General features: G+C 64.2%; 17 protein-coding genes. 10 read left to right on the plus strand and 7 right to left on the minus strand.

Features of this window, described 5'->3' with window-relative positions; all coding sequences use genetic code 11:
- The first annotated feature begins 149 nt into the window (after positions 1 to 149).
- Positions 150 to 824, plus strand: a complete 675-nt coding sequence (locus AAGS40_RS07430) for an HAD family hydrolase (RefSeq protein ID WP_345814206.1) — start codon at positions 150 to 152, stop codon at positions 822 to 824.
- Positions 825 to 951: 127 nt separating this feature from the next.
- Here AAGS40_RS07430 and AAGS40_RS07435 read toward each other — a convergent pair whose 3' ends face one another.
- The gene (locus tag AAGS40_RS07435) at positions 952 to 1,335 is read right to left on the minus strand and encodes a TraR/DksA family transcriptional regulator (RefSeq protein ID WP_345814207.1); all 384 of its coding nucleotides are present in this window, start codon (positions 1,333 to 1,335) and stop codon (positions 952 to 954) included.
- 257 nt (positions 1,336 to 1,592) lie between these two features.
- Here AAGS40_RS07435 and AAGS40_RS07440 point away from each other — a divergent pair, with 257 nt between their 5' ends.
- Positions 1,593 to 1,910, plus strand: coding sequence for a DUF6566 family protein (locus AAGS40_RS07440; protein WP_345814208.1), 318 nt, complete (start codon positions 1,593 to 1,595; stop codon positions 1,908 to 1,910).
- 52 nt (positions 1,911 to 1,962) lie between these two features.
- On the opposite strand, the gene AAGS40_RS07445 is transcribed toward AAGS40_RS07440, so the two are convergent.
- Complete coding sequence (locus AAGS40_RS07445; protein ID WP_345814209.1) at positions 1,963 to 2,583, minus strand: hypothetical protein; 621 nt, start codon at positions 2,581 to 2,583, stop codon at positions 1,963 to 1,965.
- 330 nt (positions 2,584 to 2,913) lie between these two features.
- Positions 2,914 to 4,683, minus strand: a complete 1,770-nt coding sequence (gene araD, locus AAGS40_RS07450) for an L-arabinonate dehydratase (protein ID WP_345814210.1) — start codon at positions 4,681 to 4,683, stop codon at positions 2,914 to 2,916.
- A 222-nt stretch (positions 4,684 to 4,905) separates the two neighbouring features.
- Between araD and AAGS40_RS07455 the strand changes: the two genes are divergently transcribed.
- The 7 genes from AAGS40_RS07455 (at position 4,906) to AAGS40_RS07485 (ending at position 16,726) form a co-directional block, all read left to right on the plus strand.
- Positions 4,906 to 5,199 carry a DUF1330 domain-containing protein gene (locus AAGS40_RS07455; protein WP_345814211.1) on the plus strand — a complete coding sequence of 98 codons (294 nt, stop codon included), beginning with the start codon at positions 4,906 to 4,908 and terminating at the stop codon, positions 5,197 to 5,199.
- A 1,060-nt stretch (positions 5,200 to 6,259) separates the two neighbouring features.
- A complete protein-coding gene (locus AAGS40_RS07460; RefSeq protein WP_345814212.1) occupies positions 6,260 to 6,397 on the plus strand; it encodes a hypothetical protein in 138 nt (45 codons plus the stop codon).
- A gap of 213 nt (positions 6,398 to 6,610) precedes the next feature.
- Positions 6,611 to 8,815, plus strand: a complete 2,205-nt coding sequence (locus tag AAGS40_RS07465) for a cellulose biosynthesis cyclic di-GMP-binding regulatory protein BcsB (protein WP_345814213.1) — start codon at positions 6,611 to 6,613, stop codon at positions 8,813 to 8,815.
- On the plus strand, positions 8,812 to 10,980 hold the full coding sequence (locus tag AAGS40_RS07470; protein WP_345810652.1) for a glycosyl transferase family protein: 2,169 nt from the start codon (positions 8,812 to 8,814) through the stop codon (positions 10,978 to 10,980). Before AAGS40_RS07465 ends, AAGS40_RS07470 begins: the two co-directional genes overlap by 4 nt.
- A 388-nt stretch (positions 10,981 to 11,368) precedes the next feature.
- On the plus strand, positions 11,369 to 11,953 hold the full coding sequence (locus AAGS40_RS07475; RefSeq protein ID WP_345810653.1) for a DUF2760 domain-containing protein: 585 nt from the start codon (positions 11,369 to 11,371) through the stop codon (positions 11,951 to 11,953).
- Entirely contained in the window at positions 11,950 to 13,809 is a 1,860-nt protein-coding gene (locus tag AAGS40_RS07480; protein ID WP_345810654.1) for an Hsp70 family protein, read from the plus strand. The genes AAGS40_RS07475 and AAGS40_RS07480 overlap by 4 nt, the downstream gene beginning before the upstream one ends.
- Positions 13,802 to 16,726 carry an Hsp70 family protein gene (locus AAGS40_RS07485; RefSeq protein ID WP_345814308.1) on the plus strand — a complete coding sequence of 975 codons (2,925 nt, stop codon included), beginning with the start codon at positions 13,802 to 13,804 and terminating at the stop codon, positions 16,724 to 16,726. Before AAGS40_RS07480 ends, AAGS40_RS07485 begins: the two co-directional genes overlap by 8 nt.
- A gap of 102 nt (positions 16,727 to 16,828) precedes the next feature.
- On the opposite strand, the gene AAGS40_RS07490 is transcribed toward AAGS40_RS07485, so the two are convergent.
- The 3 genes from AAGS40_RS07490 to AAGS40_RS07500 form a co-directional block, all read right to left on the minus strand.
- Positions 16,829 to 17,860, minus strand: a complete 1,032-nt coding sequence (locus AAGS40_RS07490) for a diguanylate cyclase (protein WP_345810655.1) — start codon at positions 17,858 to 17,860, stop codon at positions 16,829 to 16,831.
- Between the two features lie 215 nt (positions 17,861 to 18,075).
- Positions 18,076 to 18,879: a phosphonoacetaldehyde hydrolase gene (gene phnX / locus AAGS40_RS07495; protein WP_345810656.1), complete on the minus strand. Its 804-nt coding sequence runs from the start codon at positions 18,877 to 18,879 to the stop codon at positions 18,076 to 18,078.
- Positions 18,880 to 18,902: 23 nt separating this feature from the next.
- A complete protein-coding gene (locus tag AAGS40_RS07500) occupies positions 18,903 to 20,171 on the minus strand; it encodes a 2-aminoethylphosphonate--pyruvate transaminase (protein ID WP_345810657.1) in 1,269 nt (422 codons plus the stop codon).
- 128 nt (positions 20,172 to 20,299) lie between these two features.
- Here AAGS40_RS07500 and AAGS40_RS07505 point away from each other — a divergent pair, with 128 nt between their 5' ends.
- Positions 20,300 to 21,181, plus strand: coding sequence for a LysR substrate-binding domain-containing protein (locus AAGS40_RS07505; RefSeq protein WP_345810658.1), 882 nt, complete (start codon positions 20,300 to 20,302; stop codon positions 21,179 to 21,181).
- Positions 21,182 to 21,258: 77 nt separating this feature from the next.
- Here AAGS40_RS07505 and AAGS40_RS07510 read toward each other — a convergent pair whose 3' ends face one another.
- Complete coding sequence (locus AAGS40_RS07510) at positions 21,259 to 22,005, minus strand: glucose 1-dehydrogenase (protein ID WP_345810659.1); 747 nt, start codon at positions 22,003 to 22,005, stop codon at positions 21,259 to 21,261.
- Between the last annotated feature and the right edge of the window lie 267 nt (positions 22,006 to 22,272).

A 22,272-nucleotide genomic window follows, 5' to 3' on the forward strand; every position in this document is an offset into this window, starting at 1 on the left:
GATCGTTGCTATCACGATGCGGGACGTCAACGAGGGCATACAATCGTATCGACGTGACACGCGTGTGATGGCCTGGCAAGTGCGTTATCGTGTGTCGCGTACGCTACCTGACGGGCTGTTCTGGCAAACATCCACTGGCGGAAAGTCACATGCGCATTCAGACGTCATTCCTGTTCGATCTCGACGGCACGCTGGTCGACAGCGTTTATCAGCACGTTCTCGCATGGAAGCAGGCGCTCGACAGCGAAGGCATTGCGCTATCGGTCTGGCGAATCCATCGAAAGATCGGCATGAGCGGCGGGCTGTTTACCAACCAGCTTCTACGCGAGACGCACGCCGACATCAGCGAGGAACTCGGCGAGCGGCTTCGCCGTGCGCACGCCGCTGCTTATCAACGGCTGCGCGATCAGGTGTGTCCACTGCCCGGTGCACGCGAGCTGCTCGACGCGCTGACGAAAGCCGGTACGCCTTGGGCCGTCGCGACGAGCGGCCGGATGGAAACGGCGTCGCTGAACCTGCAGGCGCTCGGCGTGGATCCCGCGAAGGCCGTGGTGGTCACACGCGATGACGTCAAGTACGCCAAGCCCGATCCCGACCTGTTCATTGCCGCCGCACAGCGGCTTGGCGTGCCGATCGAGCAGGCCGTCGTGGTTGGCGATTCGATCTGGGACATGCTGGCGGCGCAGCGCTGCCGCGCGCTTGGCGTAGGCTTGCTGTCAGGTGGGTACGGCACAGAGGAACTGGAGCGCGCAGGCGCGCTGCGCGTGTACGACGATCCGGCCGATCTGCTCGTTCATCTGGATGAAGTCGCATCGCGGCCCTGATGCGCGTGTTTGACGTCGCGAATATGACGGCGCGCATCTGCTGGGCAGACGCACGCCGGTCGCTCGCTGCGTGACGGGTCTCGGGGACCGATTTCAGACGCTGAGTCCGTGTCTGGACACGACGCGCTTATGCGCTGCGCGCTTCGCGCCGCTCCTGCTCCGCGACCGTGTAGATCGCTTCGGGCATCGCCTCCAGCCGCGCTTTCGGAATCGGGTCGCCGCTCTCGTCCGACAGACCGTAGGTCCCGTCTTCGATCTTCTGCAGCGCACGTGCAATGTCGGCAATGCGGTGATCATTCACGTTGCGCAGCGACTGGTTGATCTCGTCCTGCGCCATGCCTTGCGCGTCGTCCTCGAATTCCCTTGGTTCGTCGCCATGCTCTTCCATGGACAATCGTTCTTCGCCAATGGTACTTTCCTCGCCGCCCAGCAGTTCACGGCGCATTGCCTCGAGGCGCGCGCGCTGTTGTGCGATAAACGCGTCGCTCAAATCACTCCGTTGGCCAGGCATGGTTAATCTCCCTTGGATAGAAGCGTTGTATTAAATCAGCGGCGCTCGCCGGCCGATATGCACCGGGTTCCAGAAAAGCGGAACCTCGGTGGTGCTTCCGAAACTCAACGACGCTTTCGCGTTTCCTCATACGACTACAATGGCGCGAGACAGGCAGGTGCATCATGGGCTTGCATCATGGGGTTGCAATACGCGCACCCTTCAGCAATTCTACGAGCATGTCACATCCTCGCGTGACCAACATCAGGGAGAATACGATGTCAGAAAGCACGGTTTCTTATGGCGGTTACGAGATTGTCGTTCATTCCTCGACCAACCGTCTGGGTGCGTGGGTGGCCGGCGTCAGCCTGAAAGACGGCACGGGAAAGACGGTGGACCTTCGGCCTGAGACGGTTCAGCCCGAATGGCTGACTGAAGAAGAAGCGATTCGCGATGCGGTCGAATGGGGTCGCCGCTATATCGACCGCGAGTTCAAGACGTCGGAGCAGCATTCATGGGTTGCCGATCGTGCCCGTGCGGAAACCTGGTTTCAGGACGAAGAAGAGAAGACGCGCGGCCCGGAAATCGGCAGCTAAACGTTCGGGACGCGCATCGGCAGCGGGGAACCGCTGCGCCTCGCTGGGTCCATCAATGCCGTGCCTTGTCGATCGCCGTCACCGCGAGCACGCGCGCGAGGTCCGCGTACAACTCGGCCCACTTGCCGAGCAGGCTTGGATCGTCGGTGAGAAAAAGCGGATGCTCCACCCATGCGCTGACGTTCGCGTCTTTCCACGCGAGCTCGAAAACGCGTAGCTCTTCGTCTTCGCTGACGCCAATATCAACCAGTTCCTTGAACGACGCGAGATTGGACAGCCACACCTTGTCTGCGGAGATACCGTGGATTGCCGCCAGCGCGCCGCTTGCGCGATGACGCGCGTTCTCGCGACTATCGGCGATCAGGAATACGATGCTTTCGCTGTGGGCACTGCTGAACACGGCGCGATACAGTGAAGTCCTGCAGCGATGGCTGAGTTGCGTGCCCATGGTGACGTGCACTCCCGAAAGCACTGCATTATTTTTCCCGGCGGTCTGGCCGGCGCCGGATTTCTGCCTTCCGCTCGACGGCTTTGTGCCTGTCTGCCTGACGGATTGACGCTGCCGGGCGCGATAGCGCTCGCTGCTCCAGTAAAGATACAGGCTGCACACGACCAGACAGGCCAGTGCGAGCATCCCGACGCCCCCAAGTACCGCCAGATCGGCATGCGCCATGTCAGGCCTCCTTCAGTCTCGCACGTGGATTCGTCGCCCGCCGTTGGCCTTGCAGCGCTGTTTTCATAGTGGGGACGATGAACCGAGTATCCGGCGCGCGTTCGGTTTGAGCAACTGGGCACAGGTCTCTATTGACCAATCTACCCCGCTGTAGGAGTCTATCTGGCTTGGGCCTGTGTCCCGCGGCGGCTGCCGTTCGTCGTCGGATAGGGCTGCTTCGGGCGGCATCGCCCTTTATAGCAATGCGATGCAGACAATCACGAGCCCGCTCAGCGTAAAAGCAGTCGTCAATCGCATACAAGGGATTGCGAGGTAAAGCGTGAGCGCAGTTCAGCTTGTCCTGCGTTTGCCGCTGTCCGCGTGCTCAGCCGCTGCGGCCGGCTCGACGGGCTCTTCGAGGAAGTCAAAATCGCAGCCCCGGTTCGCCTGCGTGACGTGCAACTGGTGCATCACGCCGAAGCCTCGCTCGAACGGACGCTTCGGCGCTTGCCACGCGGCCTTTCGCGCGCGGAGTTCGGCGTCGCTCACGTCGAGGTGCAAACGACGCGCACGAACGTCCAGCTCGATCATGTCGCCATCCTTGACGAGTGCAAGCGGGCCGCCCACGAACGACTCGGGCGCGACGTGCAGCACGCAGGCGCCGTAACTGGTGCCACTCATGCGCGCATCGGAAATGCGCAGCATGTCGCGCACGCCCTCCTTCAGCAGCTTTTGCGGGATCGGCAACTGGCCCCATTCGGGCATGCCAGGGGCGCCCACCGGCCCCGCGTGCTGCAGGACCAACACCGAATCTTTCGTGACGTTCAACGCTTCCGAGTCGATGCGTGCGGCCATATCGCCATAATCACTGAATACGACGGCCGGCCCGCGATGTTTCAGCAGATGCGTTTCCATGGCCGCGGGTTTGATCACCGCGCCGTCGGGCGCGAGATTGCCGCTCACCACCGCCAGGCCGTCACTGGCGACAATGGGATTGCCGCGGCGGCGGATCACATCGTCGTTAAAGATTTCCGCACCCGCGATGTTCTCGCCGAGCGTCGATCCGGTGACCGTCATCTGTGTGCCGTCGATCAGTTCGCCTAGCTCCGCGAGCAACGCGCGCAGGCCGCCCGCATAGAAAAAGTCTTCCATCAGGTACTGGCCGGCCGGGCGCACGTTCGCAAGCACCGGCGTCGTGCGGGCGAGTTCGTCGAAGCGGCTGATTCGCAGGTCGATGCCCGCCCGGCGAGCGAGCGCGACGAGATGGACGATCGCATTGGTCGAGCCGGACATCGAGAGCACGGTCGTCACGGCGTTGTCGAAGGATCGGGCGGTGAGCATGTCCGAGGGCTTCTGATCGGTCCACACCATCTCGACAATGCGCTGGCCCGTCAACGACGCGAACTGCGCATGCCGCGAATCGACTGCGGGGATCGACGAAAATCCGGACAGCGTGAGGCCGAGCGCTTCGACGGCGCTCGTCATCGTCGACGCGGTGCCCATCGTCATGCAGTGGCCCGGCGAGCGCGCAATGCCGCTTTCGATGCCTTTCCACTCTGCTTCGCTGATCGTGCCGGCGCGCAACTCGGCCCAATATTTCCATGTGTCCGAGCCACTGCCGAGTGTGCGTCCGTTCCAGTTGCCGCGTAGCATCGGGCCGGCGGGCAGGAAGATGGCCGGCAGGTCCATGCTGATCGCGCCCATCAACAGGCCGGGCGTCGTCTTGTCGCAACCGCCCATCAACGCGCAGCCGTCGAACGGATAGGACTTCAGCAACTCCTCCGTCTCCATCGCGAGAAAGTTGCGATAGAGCATCGTGGTCGGCTTCTGGAATGGCTCGGCTAGCGTCATGACCGGCATTTCGACCGGAAACCCGCCGGCTTGCCAGACGCCGCGCTTCACTTCTTCCACGCGCTGTCTGAAGTGCGTGTGGCAGGAATTGATCTCGCTCCACGTGTTGACGACCGCGATCACCGGTTTGCCCAGGTAATCGGACGCGTGATAGCCCATCTGCGCGGTGCGGGAACGGTGGCCGAACGAGCGAAGGTCATTCACGCCGTACCAGCGATAGCTGCGAAGCTGTTCAGGTGTTTTGCGCGCGATCGGCACTGATCTCTCCATGCTCTCCAGCGGATCGCCACCCATTTGACTGGCAAAGCGCAGACGCCGCGGGGCGGTTCGTCAGGCCGATGGTAGCGACACCACCGGCACACGTCGTTAAGGGAATTCACCGACGCAGCGCGGGCGGCCACGGTGGCTCGAAGCAGGCGTGAGTGCCATAATCCCCCGGCTATATGCGTGCACGTAGTCGTTATTGTCCTCGCTTCGAACAAGGAGTTTCAGATGAGCAAAGGTTATTGGGTCACCGCTTACCGCGCGACGAAAGATCCGGCAAAGCTCGCCGCTTACGCACAACTCGCCGCGCCCGCCGTCGCGGCCGCCGGCGGTAAATTCATCGTGCGTGGCGTAGCGGACGAAGTGCACGAGCAGGGCTTGAAAGAGCGCACGGTCGTGATCGAGTTTTCCAGCTACGAGGCCGCTGTTGCCGCGTATGACAGCGAAGCCTATCGCAAAGCGCTGGACGCATTGGGCGACGGTGTCGAGCGCGATCTGCGCATCGTGCGCGGGACGGAATAAGCGTTCTGCGACGCGGTGCGTTTTGCAGACACGAAGCCGCCGGAAACAGAGCCAGTTGATGTCATGCGTCCGTAAGCGCTTCCGGCATCAACCGTAAGTTTGCGGCGAGCTTTCAACCCGGCCAGCAACCGTGTGATTCGTCGACATCGTGAATCGATTAGCGCACGGGTCACAAGCCGGTCGGCGTGTGCGCACCGCGATTTGCCGGTTACTTGTGAATGCGTCGTTATCAACGCCCGCCCCCTTTTAATGCTTAATGCATAAAATAGCCGGGGCAGGTTGCGTCGGCCCCAGGCTTAAAATCAGCGCGCACAATCGGAGCGGACGTTGCCCATCGCTTCATTCACATGTTCCGCAAACTTGTGCCTCTAGCGTAATCAGCGTGCATATCCGTCAGAACTGATTTATCCGACCCGAGCCAGAGCGGCCGCACGACGTGTTGTTACCGCGTGCCGGCGCACAAACGCGCGTTTATGCAGTTACCCCTCGCGACTGCGGGCTTCTCTTCCCTGAGGGTCCAGAAGCGAGAGCGTCCAGAGTCGGTCTCTCATTGCCAACAAAAGCACCCCATTTAAAAAGATAATCCGCCAGTTGAACGAATCAAGCTGCCTATAGCCTATTTTTAATAATTAAATGAATGGTGTGCATGCGGCATTCATGTGTTGATGTTCATTTGATGATTAAAATGCCATCGGAATTATTAAACTAGTTCCCGATAACGATTTTCCGCAATATACAACATTCTTTTTTGTCGAATCCTGCGCAGCTGAGCGCCTTATTAAACTTGAACCGCTGGCGCCGTGAAAGCTTTCTACCAACGGACACACGTGCAGTCAGAGAGTCGCGAGAGCCGCACCGACTCCTTCGCCAGCTTAACCTTTACACAGTGACTCATTCAACGCTGACGTTCGCCGCCAACGTTCCCCGCTTATTCTGATAAAAAGCCGCGAATACATTAGACGAATAACGGCAATATATTTTTTTACAATTTTCCAGACCATTAGAAGTGGTTATGCCGTTTAAAATCCGCTGCATTGCAAATCATAAGCAGCCACGAGAAATGAATAACAATATCCGGGCGGTAGCCTATACGAGATACACGGTGAATGGCTGGACCTGGTTCGCCACGGGCGCCGCCGCGCTGATGCAAGGCGCGGCTATGCCCGCGAGTGGTGCGACGCGGCAAGCAGGCACGTAACGCTTCTCCAGCCACGCCAGCGCCGGCTCTTCCTGCTGTCAGCGTAACGAGTGCAACCCGCCCGCCTGCACGTCGCGACCCGAAGCGGCTGTTGATCGCATCACGCATGTCACGTTGCTTACGCGCGTTGCTTCCGTGCGTTGCTTCCCAGGCAGCTCAACTCGCGCCGACACCGCTTCCGCACGTCCGACACGCCACTTTCGAGAACCACATTTGACGATCCCGTTTTCCCGGCTGCGCCTGCCGCGCCATACCGTTGCGATTCTGTGCGCGTGCGGCGCGTTGCTTGCGGCGTTCGTGCCCGCCCACGCTTTCGCCGCCGACCTCGCGACGGGCTTTGCGCAATTGAATCAGGGCGTTATTGAAAGCCGCACGGTGTCGCTGAAGGAGCTCGGGCTGCTGACGAGCGTCACCCTGACCGCACCGGACACCCGCCGCGAATTCTTCCTGCCGGTGCCGGCCGATGTGCCGATTACCGACGCCACCCTGCAACTCGACGGCGCGTACGTACGCGGCGACGGCGGCCGCACGACCATGCTGCTGTCGCTCGACGGCTCGCCGGTGGTCGCGCGCTCATTCACGCAGGCCAACGGCGGCGCGTCGATGAGCGTCGGCGTCGACGGCGCGCCGCGCCCTGCGGGTTATGTGCGCATCGGGCTCGGCTTCTCGTCGGTGATCAACGACAACGTTTGTACCGACCAGACCGCGATTGGCAACGTGCTGCGCGTCGATCCGTCGACACGTCTCACCTACCGCTTCAATCCCGCCGACGTGCAGGACTTGCGCACGGCATGGAGCGCACTCCCGTACGCGCCGGTGCTGGCGATTTCCGGCCCACGCCTCGCTGCTGCAACGCTCGATACGGCGTGGCGCACCAACGCGCTGTTGCAACGCGACGGCAAGCGCCCACTGATGCAGGCGCTGCCCGCGCCCGGCGACACTGTCGAGCTCGACGGCGTTCAGGTGCCCGACGCGCTGCATGGCCTCGCGGCCTTCGACGCGCTCGCAGGCGGCGGCGCCCACAGGCTCGCGAACCCGGCCGAACTCGGCGCGCTGATCGCGCTGTCGCCGCGCGGCGTCTTCGGCCCCGACGTGGTGGTCGCGGACGAACCGATGCGCAACGCGATCAACGCCGGTGTCGACGCCCTGCGCGCACAGGTAGCGAGTGCGGACCCGCAGGCGCTTCACGCGTTCGACGCGTGGCGCGCGCGGGCCGTCACGCCGCTCGCCGCGCCGCTCGTGCGCGGTGAAGCGCGTGTCGCGCACCTCGGCGGCCGCGCGATGCTGGTGCTCGGCGACAACGAGGGTGCGGCCGTGCTTGCGCGCGGCTGGCGTCCGATCGACGTATCGAGTCGCGTAGTCGTGCATCAGATCGATCCGGCTGCGCGCACGCAAGGCGACAGGATCGCGCTCGCCGACCTCGGCGGCGAACCGCGCAGCATCGACGTGCACGATACGGCGTCCTGGGAAGCCAGCTTCGATCTGGCCGCGGCGTCCGGCAACGGTCAATTGCCCAGCGTGGTCGTGCTCGATCTCGCCGCTTCGCCGACGATCTCGAATGGCGCGGCAACCGCCACCGTCTATTTCAACGACGTGATGATCGGCGCAAAACTGTTGAACGTCGACGGCCGCCGGCAGCGCCTCGAACTGCAGATTCCGCGTTATGCGCTCGCCCGCACCAACACGCTGCGCGTGTCGTTCCGCCGTCAGCCGGATGCCGGCTGCCAGACTCGCCAGGCGTATCCGGTAGCGGTGCTGCCGGGCAGCTATCTGCAACTCGATCGGGGTACGCCTGATAACGATTTCGTCGGGATGGCCGCGCGCTATGCGTCGTCCGCGACGGTGATCGTGCCGCAGTCGTATCTCGACGACGCGCTTCACAGCGTGCCGCGTCTTGCCACGCTGACGGGTGCGGCCGGCGTCGCGCCGCTGCCCGCGCATTTCGTGGTCGCCGCAAATGGTGCGCATCCGCGGCCTGACGGCCCTTTCCTCGCCGCCGACGTTACGGTGGCCGACGAGAAAGATCACGTCGAGTTTTCGAAGGATCACCTGATGCTGACCTCGGCCGCTGGCGACAGGCTCATCGACGTATCGGGTCTCAGCAAACTCGCCGTGCTGAGCGTGGCGACCTCCGGCGAACAGGCCGGGATCGTCTATCGGTCGACGGGCGACGCCCCGACGCTGACCGACAAGCTGCAACTCGCACGCGGCGATATCGCGGTGGTGGACGCAACCGGCGTGCTCAAACAGTTCGACACCGTGCATCCCGATGATCTGAGTGCGGACGGCACGTCGAGCACGCAATGGGTCACGCAGCATTGGGTGCGCTGGGGTCTGCCCGCGTTGCTGCTCCTGCTTCTGATCGTGCTGATTCTGTCCGCGCAGCGCGCGCGTCGCAAGAACCGGGACAAGAAGTGAGTTTCGCGACGCTCAGGTGGTACGGCGGCTTCCTGCTCGCGGACTACTACCAGATACTCGAACACGTCGCGACGGTGGTCGCCGTGATCATTCTGCTGTCGAGTCTCGATGACCTGTTCATCGACGCGTGGTACTGGATCCGTCAGGCCGTGCGCCGCCTGACGATCGAGCGGCAACACCGGCCGCTCACGATTGCGCAATTGCATGCGCGCGCGGAGCAACCCATCGCGATCATGGTGCCGGCGTGGCATGAACACGACGTCATTGCTGCGATGCTGGAGGACATGGTGCGCGTGCTCGATTACCGCGCGTACACGGTGTTCGTGGGCACCTATCAGAACGACGCGGCGACGATCGCGGAAGTCGAGCGGATGCGGCTGCGTTACAAGCATCTGCACCGCGTCGAAGTCCCGCATGACGGGCCGACGTGCAAGGCGGACTGTCTGAACTGGATCGTGCAGGCAATCCTGCACTACGAGTTCGAAGCGGGCGTCGAGTTCGCCGGCGTCGTGATGCACGACAGCGAAGACGTGCTGCATCCGGTGGAACTGAAGTTCTTCAACTATCTGCTGCCGCGCAAGGACATGATCCAGTTGCCGGTCGCGTCGCTCGAACGCGAGTGGTTCGAACTGGTGGCGGGCACGTATATGGACGAGTTCGCCGAATGGCACGCGAAGGATCTGGTGGTGCGGGAGAGCCTCGCGGGCTCGGTGCCTTCAGCGGGCGTGGGCACCTGCTTCTCGCGCCGCGCGATACTCGCGCTGGTCCAACAGACGCAAAGCCAGCCCTTCAATACCGAGAGTCTCACCGAAGATTACGACGTCGGCACGCGCATCGGCAAACTCGGCATGCAGTCCATTTTTCCGCGCTTTCCGGTGCAGTTTTCGACGCGCCGCCGGGGCTGGTTCGGCCTTGGCGCGGAACGCGAGATCACCATGACGATGCCGCTGTGCGTGCGCGAGTTTTTTCCCGACACGTTGCGCACCGCGTACCGCCAGCGCGCTCGCTGGACGCTTGGCATCGGCCTGCAAGGCTGGCGCCAGACCGGCTGGAGCGGCTCGCTCGCCAACCGCTATCTGCTGCTGCGCGATCGCAAGGGCGTGGTCACGGCGTTTGTCGGCATGCTCGCGTATGTGCTGGTGGTGCAGTTTCTGCTGTTCGCAATGGCATCGTTTCTCGGCATGACACCCGATCTGTTTCCGTCGCCGTTCATCGATTCGACGTGGACGCAGTTACTGCTCGCCGCAAATTTCGTGTCGCTGGCGTTGCGCGTGCTCCAGCGCATGATCTTCACGTCGAGGCTCTATGGTTGGGAGCATGGCCTGCTGGCGGTGCCGCGCATGGTGATCAGCAACTTCATCAATTTTCTCGCGGTGTTTCGCGCATGGCGCCTCTTTCTCGTACATGTGGTGACCGGCAAGCGGCTTGCATGGGACAAAACCATGCACGACTTTCCGAGCGCCGATGGCCTGCGCAATACACGCCAGAATCTCGGCGAACTGCTGCTGTCCTGGCAGGCGATCGACGAGCAGAAACTCGAAATCGCGCTGCGTGACGAGCATGCGCGCCATGCGCCGCTCGGGCGCGTGCTGATGGCGCGTGGCTGGCTCGACGAGGAAACGCTCGCCGAGGCGATTGCATTCCAGAACGACCTGCCGCGTGGCCGCTTCGACGCCGCGCGGCTCGAAAGCGCGCTGCGCGATCTGCCGCCCGAAGTGCTGGTGCGCTATCGCACGTTGCCGCAAGGCGAGGATGTGCACGGTCACGCGCTCTTCGTCGCCGCGAGCCTGCCTGCCGACGAAGTACTCGCCACCCTGCACGAACTGACGGGCCGCACGGTGTCCGTGCATATCGTGCGGGAAAGCGAGGTGGCCGCCGGGTTGCGCGTGTTGAGCAATGCTCGCACGCTCGCCATCGCGCCGCATGACGAGGACGGGTCGACCGATCCGCTCATGACCGGCGTGCCGCTGCTCGGCGATCTGCTGATCGAAATGGGGCTCGTCACACGCGCCGCGTTCGAAGGCGCGTTGGCCGACTATCGTCCCGAGCGCGACGGACGCATCGGCGAATACATGATGTCGAAACAGGTGATTTCGCGCGACGCGTTGAACCGCGCGGTGACCGAGCAGAACCGCCTGCGCCGCGAGCACGTGGCGGGACGCTAACGCGTGTCGACCGCCGGCATGCACGACGACCCCGGCGCGAAGACTGGCTTGAACACCGCGCTCACCACCGCCAGATCACCGAGTGCGCCGCGTGTCCCCGCCAGATCGATCCTGCATGGCACGCCGTTTGCCCGCTAGAATCACCGCCTTTGCCCGCTTCGGGCGCCGCACAGGGCAAAATACGGGTTTTGAGCGCGCATCGCGCCCGCATTCCTTCCATGAGTCAGATGCTGGCGGCCGCGTTGCCGCCGGTCCGCGACCCGGCGTACCCCGCGCCTGTCATGCGATGACAGGCGGCGCGTGCGTCGGCGCGAGGACAGCTCGTCCCTGACAGATCACCTGACAGATCACCTGACAGAGCACCTGAGAGAGCACCTGAGGAGCATTTATGACCGATTCGAACCCATCCTTTGTCGGCCGGATTTCGCTGGCTGTCAGCACGTTTTTCCGCATTCTCGGCGACGGTGAATTCGCCGCCGGCGTCCTGCGTCTGCGCAACGGCACGGGCGCGCGCGTAAGCACGCCTGCGCCGGCCGCTACCCAGACACCGGCACCGGCCCCGGCACCCGCGCCGGCTCCCACGCTGAAAACGGCCAACCCGGACGCCGCATTGCAACTGCTAGGCCTCCTGCAACGCGACGCGCGCTTCATCGACTTCGTCGAAGAAGACATCAAGCGATTCAGCGACGCCGACATCGGGGCCGCCGCCCGCCTTGTTCACGAAGGCTGTCGCGCGACGCTGCGCGAGCATTTCACGATCCGCCCCGTGCGCGACGAAGCCGAAGGCAGCCGCATCACGCTGCAGGACGGCTTCGACGCGAGCGCGATCCGTCTGACCGGCAACGTGGTCGGCAAGGCGCCGTTTAGCGGCAACATCAGCCACCGCGGCTGGCGCGTGGACGATGTGCGTCTGCCGAAGCTCGCGGAAAGCCACAACGCGAAGGTGATCGCGCCGGCCGAGGTGGAGCTATGAGCGACACAAACCAGTCCCGCTATTCCATCGGCATCGATCTGGGCACCACGCATTGCGCGCTGTCCTATGTCGACACGAGCGCGAGCGACGGCGAGCAAACCGCCCAGGGTGTGCTGCCGGTCGCGCAACTCACGGGTCCCGGCGCCATCGACAGTCTCGATCTGTTGCCCTCGTTTCTGTACCTCCCCCATCCCGAAGAACTCGCACCCGGCGACCTGGTTCTGCCGTGGACCGGCGAGCGCCAGTTCGCGGTCGGCGAATTCGCCCGCAGCCGCGGCGCGGCAACGCCGATCCGGCTCGTGTCGAGCGCGAAGAGCTGGTTGTGCCATCCGGGCGTCGACCGCCGCGCGGCGATTCTGCCCAACGATGCGCCGCCCGAGGTCGCGCGCGTGTCGCCGCTCGAAAGCTCGGTGCGCTACCTGACGCATCTGCGCGAAGCATGGGACCACGCGCATCCGGACGCACCGTTTAGCGACCAGGACGTGACGGTGACCATTCCAGCGTCGTTCGATCCGGCCGCGCGTGAACTCACGGCGGAAGCCGCCGAGGCCGCCGGCTATCGCCGCATGACGCTGCTCGAAGAACCGCAGGCGGCGCTCTATAGCTGGATCCAGAAGAGCGGCGGCCAGTGGCGCAAGCAGGTCAGGGTCGGCGACATCATCCTCGTGGTGGACGTGGGCGGCGGCACGACCGACCTCTCGCTGATCGCGGTCGTGGAGCGCGAGGGCAACCTCGAACTGCACCGCGTCGCAGTTGGCGAACACATTCTGCTCGGCGGCGACAACATGGACCTCGCGCTCGCGCACGTGGTCGCACGCAAGCTCGCGGCCCAGGGCACCCAGGCCGACGCGTGGCAATTGCGCGCCCTCACCTACGCGTGCCGCTCCGCGAAAGAAACGCTGCTCAGCGATCCGTCGACGGACACCGTGCCGCTCGTCGTGCCGAGCCGCGGCTCGAAGCTGATCGGCGGCTCGATCCGCACCGAACTCACGCGCGCCGAACTGACGCAGACCATCCTCGACGGTTTCTTCCCGCAAGTGGATAGCGCCGCGCGGCCGGTGAGCCGCGCGCGTGCCGGTCTCACGCAACTCGGTTTGCCATACGCGCAGGACGCGGGCATCACGCGTCATCTGGCGGCCTTCCTCGGCCGGCAGGTCGGCGCGCTCGCCGAACTCGAAGGGCTGCGCGATATCGCGACCGCGCAGAACGCGAGCTTCCTGCATCCCACCGCCGTGCTGTTCAACGGCGGCGTGTTCAAGTCGCCGCTGCTCGTCGAGCGCATCATGGGCACGCTCAACCAGTGGCTCACGGCCGAAGGTGCGCCGCCTGCGCGTCTGCTCGAAGGCGCGGACCTCGATCTCGCCGTCGCGCGCGGGGCGGCCTATTACGGCTATGTGCGGCGCGGTCAGGGCGTGCGGATTCGCGGCGGCACCGCGCGTGCTTACTACATCGCGATCGAATCGGCGATGCCGGCCGTGCCCGGCATGGAGCCGCCCATCCAGGCGCTGTGCGTGGCGCCTTTCGGTATGGAGGAAGGCACCGAGGCCGAACTGCCCGCGCAGGAATTCGGCCTCGTGGTCGGCGAGCCGGTCCACTTCCGCTTCTTCGGATCGTCGGTGCGTCGACAGGATCAGGTGGGCACGCTGCTCGACTTCTGGGGCCCCGAGGAGTTGCAGGAACTGGAGGAGATTCAGGCGACGCTGCCGGCTTCCGGGCGCACCGCGGGCGAAGTCGTGCCGGTGAAGCTGCACGCGCGCGTGACCGAGGCGGGCACGCTGGAACTCGAAGCCGTGCCGCGCGGCACCGACGAGCGCTGGAAGGTCGAGTTCGACGTGCGCGGCAACGCGTCTGAATGAAATGAAGCGGTACAGCGTCGGCATCGATCTGGGCACCAGCAATACGGTGCTTGCGTATGCGCAGGCGGGTTCGGCTGCGGGTTCGGCGCCGGCTTCAGGCACTGAGCCATCGCAGATTCACGTGTTCGAGATCGATCAACTGGTCGGCTTCGGTGAAGTCGGCGCGCAGCCGCTGCTGCCGTCGGTGCGTTATCACGCGGCCCAGGGTGAGCTGAACGCCGATGACCTGCAACTGCCCTGGAGCCATGCGCCACGCGCAGACGACGGACCGCCGGTCGTGGTCGGCCGGCTCGCGCGCGCGCTCGGCGGCCAGGTGCCTGGGCGGCTCGTCGCCAGTGCGAAAAGCTGGCTCTCGCATGCGTCGGTGGATCGGACCGCGCCGATTCTGCCGTGGGGCGCGTCCGACGACGTGCTCAAGGTGTCGCCGGTTCAGGCGAGCGCGAGTTATCTTGCGCATGTTCGCGCCGCGTGGAACCAGCGGTTCCCGCAGGCGCTGCTCGAACATCAGGATGTGGTGCTCACGGTGCCCGCGTCGTTCGATGAAGGCGCTCGCGCGCTCACCGTCGAGGCCGCGCGCACGGCGGGACTGGCGAACCTGCGCCTGCTGGAAGAGCCGCAGGCGGCATTTTACGACTGGCTGTTTCACCACCGCGAACATCTCGCGAGCGAACTGGCGAACACGCGGCTCGTGCTGATCTGCGACGTGGGCGGCGGCACGACCGACCTTACGCTCATCCAGGTCCGGTTGCGTGAAGACGGCGAGCCGGAGCTGACGCGCATCGGCGTGGGCAACCATCTGATGCTCGGCGGCGACAACATGGATCTGGCGCTCGCGCATCGGGTCGAAGCGCGTCTGCCGGATAGCGGCAACGCGGACTCGAATTCGAACCGGAATACGCGCGCGCGTTTGTCGGCGGCAACGCTGTCGCAACTGGTGGAACGCTGCCGGGCCGCGAAGGAGCAACTACTCGGCGCGCACGCGCCCGAATCGACGTCGATCACGCTGCTCGGCGCGGGCTCAAAACTGATCGGCGGCGCGCGCTCCGTGCAGATCACGCGCGACGAAGTCGAGAAGATCATCGTCGACGGTTTTTTTCCGGCGGTGGAATCGGGCGAGCGCCCTGGCCGCCCGCGTGGCGCGATTGTCGAATTCGGTCTGCCGTATGCGTCGGACGCCGGCGTCACGCGTCATATCGCGGCCTTTCTGAGCCGCTTTGCCACGCAGGCGCGCGAGGCGCTCGCCGATGCGGATGCTGATACAGATGCCGATGCCGCGCCAAAGCCGGCCGATGCCGCAACGCTGCCGGTGCCCGACACGCTGCTGCTGAATGGCGGCGTGTTCCGTGCGCCATCGCTCACGACCCGCCTCGCCGATACGCTCGCCCGATGGCGCGGCGCACCGCTTAACGTACTGCACAACGGCAATCCCGACGTCGCGGTGGCGCGCGGCGCGGTCGCCTACAGTCTCGCGCGGGCGGGCGCAGCGCCGAAAATCGGCGGTGGCTCGCCGCGCAGCTATTTTCTCGTTCTCGACGAACCGGCCGGCGAGCCGAATGCGGAATCCGACGCCGCATCGGCACCGCGTGGCATCTGCCTTTTGCCGCGCGGCACGGAAGAAGGTCGCGAAATCCTGATTGCCGAGCGCACGTTCGCGCTGCGGCTGGGTCATCCGGTGCGTTTCCATCTGGTTTCGTCGAGCGCGGAGACCGTGTATCAGCCCGGCGAACTGGTCGAGCTGAGCGGCAGCGATTTCGTGCGCCTGCCGCCCATTGCGACGATCGTTCAGCCACGCGGCGCGAGCACCGCACGCGAAACCACTGTGCAGATCGCGACCGCGCTTACCGAGGTGGGAACGCTCGACGTCCATTGCATCGAACTCGATGATCCCACGCAACGCTGGCTGCTCGAATTCCAGTTGCGCCGCGAAGATGCACAGGTCAACTTATCAACTGACTCGAACGCTGCACGTCATCCGGGACTCGACGAAGCGATCGACCATATCGACCGTTGCTTCGGCTCGCGCGCGCAGAAGGTCGACCCGAAGGAAGTCAGGCGGCTGCGCTCGCAGCTCGAACAGCTACTGGGTCCGCGCGACACCTGGAACAGCGCGTTACTGCGCGAGCTGTTCGGCGCGTTGTGGGAGCGCGCGCGGCGTCGGCGGCGCTCGGCGGATCACGAGCGGCTCTGGCTGAACCTGGCCGGCTATTGCGTGCGCCCGGGCTTTGGCTACCCGCTCGACGAGTGGCGAGTCGAACAACTGTGGTCGCTATTCGACGACGGCATTCAGTACATTCACGACAGTCAGGTCTGGTCCGAATGGTGGACGTTGTGGCGGCGCGCTGCCGGCGGCTTGAACGAAGACGCGCAGTTGCGGGTGCTCGACGCGATGGCGTATCTGCAGAACGCCGCGCAATCGCGTCACAAGCTGCCGTTCGACGTGTCGAAAGCTGGCTTGACCGATATGACGCGGCTGCGCGCATCGCTCGAACGCATTCCGGTGGCGCGCAAGATCGAACTGGGCGAGGCGGTCCTGAACCGCCTGAAGAAACCGGGGGAAAACGCGCAAAGCTGGTGGGCCGTGGGCCGCATCGGCGCTCGGCGGCCGTTTTACGGCAGCGCGCATGGCGTGGTGCCGCCGGACGTGGCCGGTGCATGGCTGGAGACCATTCTCGCGCTCGACTGGAAAAAGGTCGATCCCGCCGCGTTCGCGGCCGTGCAGATCGCGCGCATGACGGGCGACCGTTCACGGGACCTGCCGGACGGCTTGCGGCAAAAGACGCTACGCAAACTCGAAACCGCCAACGCGCCGCGCGCGTGGATCACCATGGTCAGCGAGACTGTGGAACTCGACAATGCGGACGAAGGCCGCGTGTTCGGCGAAGCTTTGCCGGCGGGGCTCAAGTTGATTGCGGGTTAGTCGCGGGGTAGTCGCAAGTTAGTCGCAAGTTAGTCGCGGGCCAGGTGTGAGTCAGTCGCGGCTGGATGCCGGCGCGGTCGCCGCAGCGAGCGTGCCGCGTGCTCAAGCCATGGTCACCTGATTGCGGCCCGCATGTTTCGAGCGATACAGCGCCATGTCGGCGGTGGCAAAACCATCGCGGTGCGCGGGCCGCGACAACTCGTTCATACGCGTCAACGAGGCGCCCACGCTCACCGTGACCTTGCCGAGCGGCGAAGCACGGTGCTCGATCGCCAGATCTTCCACTCCCTGGCGCAGCACGTCGAGGGTATTTTCAAGCGAGCCGCGTTCCGCCTGCAGCACCAGCAGACCAAACTCCTCGCCGCCCATGCGCCCCACGACGATCCGTTCACCATCGGCGACGGTCTGCATCACCGAGGCGACCCTGCGCAGGCAGTGATCGCCGGCCTGGTGCCCGTATGTGTCGTTGTACTGCTTGAACCAGTCCACGTCGACCACGACTGAGCCCATCACGTCGCCGTCGCGCGCTTCCTTCCACCGGCGTGCAATGCTTTCCAGCAGAAAACGCCGGTTATACAGTTGTGTGAGCGGATCGATGGCGGTGGCCGTGCGCATTTTCAGATCGTTCTCGATCATCGAGCGCAGGTGATAAAACACCGCGCGCTGGCCTTCATCGAGCCGGCCCGGCGACGGGTCCATCGCGCACAGCGCACCGACCGTCTCGCCGTTCGGCGCGCGCAGCGCAATGGCCGCGTAAAACCGCACGAACGGGTGACGCTGCACCAGCATGCATTCGCCGAAGCGCACATCGTCATGCGCATCTTCGATCACGAACAGTTCGTCGTCGCGCACCGCGTAGTCCGCGAGCGAGCGCGCACGCGTGATGAGCGGCATCGACATGCCGACTTCAGCACGGTAATGCTGGTACTCCTCGTCGAGCAGTGTGATGGCCGTGATCCCCGCGCCGGTCACCGTTTTCAGGATTTTCGCCGCGTGCGTGAAGCACTCGCGCATGACCTGATCGTCGTGCAACAGCCATTCGATGACCGACGATTCGACTTCCGGTTCGCCAGTGCTGGATGGATCGACCGCCATCCGGCTGGACAAACGGTCATGGCTGTTGGCAAGGTGCACGGCTTGGTTCCCAGAATTGAGTTGCTCGTGTCAACGGCAATCAGGTGGGAAACTTGAGCGTGCGAAGGAAGATGAAAGCGCCGGCAACGCGCGAACGCGCGGCGCCCTGGCTTTTTGCAAGCCGCGCATTCATGTGGTGGTTCGCGAGGCCGTGTGAGTCACGCAACGGAATCTGTGATCAGACAAATGAACGGCCTGGACCGCCGTGCTGCCGTTCAGGGACGCTCGCCGCGCGCGAGCCGCGCCTCGATGTCGTACACCACCGGCATCAGATCGGCGACGCTGTCGATCACATAATGTGCGCCGGCTGCCTGCAACTTGTCGATCGCCGCCTGTCGCCGCCTCGCGTATTCGTCAGGCGCAAGCGCCTTGACATCGCGCTCAGCCATCCCGAACGCGTTGCCGCTGACCGAGACGCCTACCGCCCACGTGCCGCCGTTGATGCCCTCCTCGATGCCGACCTCGGTGTCGTCCACCTTGATCGCATCTCGCGCGCGCCATACGCCCAACGCCGGCAAAGTCTTGTAGATCATGTACGGCGACGGACGCCCTTCCGGCGTATCGCCCGTACACACGATACTGTCCGGCGAAAAGCCCTGCGCCGCCGCACCCGGCACGATCTCAGCCATGATTTCGCGCGTGTAACCGGTAGTCGTTCCAATCCGGATGTCGTCATGGCGCAGCGCGCTCGTCACCTGCGCGACGCCCGGGATCACCGAGCTGTAACTCGCGGCCACCGCGATGTTCTTCGGCACGAACACGTCGTAGACCGCGTCGATGTCGGCTTCGCGAGGCGCGTGGCCGTACTTGTCGGCCCACGCCTGCGCAATGCGTGGCAGCGCCATCAGTGCAGCGATATGGGGACGCTTGGCCATGCCCATCGGGCCGCGGGCCTCGTCGATCGTGATCGAAACGCCGAACTGTTCGAACGTTTCGACAAACGCGCCCATGGGCGCCAATGAACCGTAATCGACCACCGTGCCGGCCCAGTCGAAAATCACTGCTTTGACGTGTTTCATCTGATCACTCTCACAAGGTTCGGTCAGGCCGCCGCGGCTAACGCTTTGCGCTCTTCGAGCGCAGCCGCGGGCGGCGTGGCGCGTTCGACACCCATGGTTCGCAGCGCATTGGCGCAAGCCCCGACGACGCGGCGCATCACGTGTTCGTCTACCTGTCCGATACAACCGATACGGAAGCTGTCCACCACTGTCAGCTTGCCGGGATAGATGATGAAGCCCTGCTCTTTCATCAATTCATAGAAGCGCTCGAAACGGAACGACGGATGCGCCGGTGAGAAGAACGTCACGATGATCGGCGAGCGCCAGCGCGCATTCAGCAACGGCTCGAAACCCAGTTCATGCATGCCTTCGACCAGCACGTCGCGATTGTTCGCGTAGCGTGCGAGGCGGCCTGGCTGTCCGCCTTCGAGGTGATAAAGACGCAAGGCCTCGATAAATGCGGCGACCGCGTGGGTGGGCGGTGTAAAGCGCCACTGACCGGTACGGTTCATCACGTCCCACTGGTCATACACGTCGAGCGCGAGCGAATGACTGCGACCTTTCGCTTCGCGCAGCGCGCGCTTGCGGGCAATCACAAAGCCGAAACCCGGCACACCTTCAATACATTTATTCGCCGACGAGACGAAGGCCTCGCACACGATCTCGCGCACGTCGAGCGGCGCCGCGCCGAATGCGCTCATCGAATCGATCAGCAGCTTGCGGCCTTTCTTCGCGGTCGCGGCGGCAATTTCTTCGATCGGATTCAGGATCCCTGAACTGGTCTCGCAGTGCACGGCGACCACGTGAGTCACGCGCGGATCAGCGTCGAGCATCTGCTCCACTTCGGCGCCGCGCGGCGGCAGATAGTCGCCCTTGTCGAGCACGGTGCAGGCGCGCCCCAGATAACCGAGCGTGGTGGCAATGCGTTTGCCGTACGCGCCGTTGGCGAGCACCAGCGCATGGCCGTCGCGTGGAATCAGACTGCCGAGCATCGCTTCCACGCAATAGCTGCCGCTGCCTTGCAGCGGCACACAGTCGTACTCACCCGCCGTGTCGCCCGCGATTTCCAGCAGGCTGCTGCGCAACTGCGCTGTCATCGCGCGGAAGTCGCCGTCCCATGAGCCCCAGTCACGCAGCATCGCCTGTTTGGTCGAAACCGCCGTCGTCAGCGGACCGGGCGTCAGCAGATACGGTTCGCGTCGATGGTCATGCCCAGCTCGGTGCTGAGGTTCGTTCTCGCGTTCGTGGGCATCCGGCGCTGCGCAGGTCGTGCCGCTGGACATTGTCGGGCGTTGCTCGAGCATGCTTGCCATGTTCGGACTCTCCGGTATTGGTGTTGCACTGATCAGTACAGTACCGAATGCCTGTCCATCGGTAAAATCGATATAATCGATGCCGGCATCGCAAAAACTTATACCTCGAACGCACACATGGGGCATACGTGCAATATGCGCAATTAAGGGCTTTTCACGCGGTCGCGGAACACGGCGGATTTTCGAAGGCGGCGCAGGCGTTATCGCTGACGCAACCCGCGGTGTCGGACCACGTGCGGCGGCTGGAGCAGGATTACGGCGTCAAACTGTTCGAACGCGGACCGCGCGGCGTCGAAACCACGGAACTCGGGCTGCGTCTTTTCAGCGTGACGCGCCACATGCTCAGTTGCGAGCGCGACGCGCGGCAACTGCTCGAATCGGCGGGCGGCCTCGAATCCGGCTCGCTGTCGCTGGTGGCGGACGCGCCCGATCTCGCGGTGGCGCTGATCGGCGCGTTTCGCAAACTACATCCGGGGATTGTCGTCACGCTGTCCATCGCCAATGCGGCGGACTGCATGCAGCGCGTGTTGTCGAGTGCGGTCGACGCCGCGATCACCGCCGCCCCCCAGGTGCATAGCCGGCTGGTAGCGCGCGTGCTGCGGCGCGATCCGCTGGTCGCCATGGTGCCGGCCAGCTCCCCGCTGTCGAAAAAACGCAAGCTGAGCTACGCGGAACTCGTTCAGCAGCCGATGATTTTCCGCGAGCCGCAGTCGGTCACCCAGCAACTGCTCGAAATCGAACTGGTGCGCGAGTCGTTGCAGGTGGAGCCGGTCATGTACGTGGACGGACGCGAGGCGCTCGAAGAAGCGGTCGCGCAGGGAATGGGCGTGGGGGTGATCGCGCGCGCCGAATTCAACGCGTCGCGGCGGATCAGAATGATCCCACTGCACGACTGTCAGGTGCAGATGATCGAATCGTTGACACGGCTTGCCGAGCGGCCGGGATCGAACCTGCTGGATGCATTGTTCGCGGTCCACGTGCCGGGTACGGCGGCGCAGACCGCGCCATAGCTGAAGGTCACAATCAGGCGGCCCGACACATGCAATGCCGGGCCTCTTGTGCTGTTGCTCTCTATGCGTCGGGTCGACTAGCGCGCGCCGCCGCTTGCGATCAGACTTTCGCCAGTCAGCCAGCGTGCGTCGTCGGATGCGAGGAACGTGACGACATCGGCGATTTCGTCAGGCTGGCCGATACGGCCAAGCGGTGTCGTGCTGACCGCCCATGCTTCCAGATCCGAGCCCATGATGCCGGCGGTGTGCGTGCCTTCGGTTGCGACCATGCCGGGGTTCACCGAGTTGACGCGAATCTTCCGCGGGCCGAGCTCACGCGCAAGCACGCCGGTAATGCCGTCCACCGCGCCCTTGGTCGCGGTATAGACCGCGCTGCCCGGAGGCGTGATGCGGCTCACCACCGAACTGATGTTGACGATGCTCGCGCCTTCGCCCATCCGTTTGACAGCGGCCTGCGTGGTCAGCAGCAGCCCCAGCACGTTGACGTTGAAGTGCTTGTGGAAATGCTCTTCGGTGATCTCTTCGATCGGCGCGAATTCATAGACGCCCGAATTGTTCACGAGAATATCGAGGCGGCCAAACGTTTCCACCGCCGCATCAATAATGCGTTGCGCGTCCGTGGCTTTCGACACATCGCCGCCCACCGCCACGGCCTTGCCGCCGCCCGCCGTGATCGCGGCGACGACTTCGTCCGCACCTGCCTTGCTCGACGCATAGTTCACCACCACCGACGCGCCCTGCGCGGCCAGCGCTTTTGCGATCGCCGCGCCGATGCCCTTCGATCCGCCAGTGACGACTGCGACTTTACCTGTGAGCTTGCTCATGTTCGTGTCCTTTAGATGGGTTTCGCGCCGACGGCTGCCCGCGACGATTCGCAGCGGCCGTCAATGAAACGGGTCATGCACTGGCGCTGTCACTGGACACAATGTAGGCATGCCGGCGGCAGGGATAAAGCGGCTGACCGCGAATAGATACGTCGGATCCGCCGAACAATCAGAAATGACGCGTTGCTGCAGCCGTGACGGGCGTAACCGGGCCGCGTCTCGCCGCGGAAACTGCGCGGCCGGATCGAGCCGCGCGTCATGAACCGG

Source organism: Paraburkholderia sp. PREW-6R (genome assembly GCF_039621805.1).
Taxonomy (GTDB): Bacteria; Pseudomonadota; Gammaproteobacteria; order Burkholderiales; family Burkholderiaceae; genus Paraburkholderia.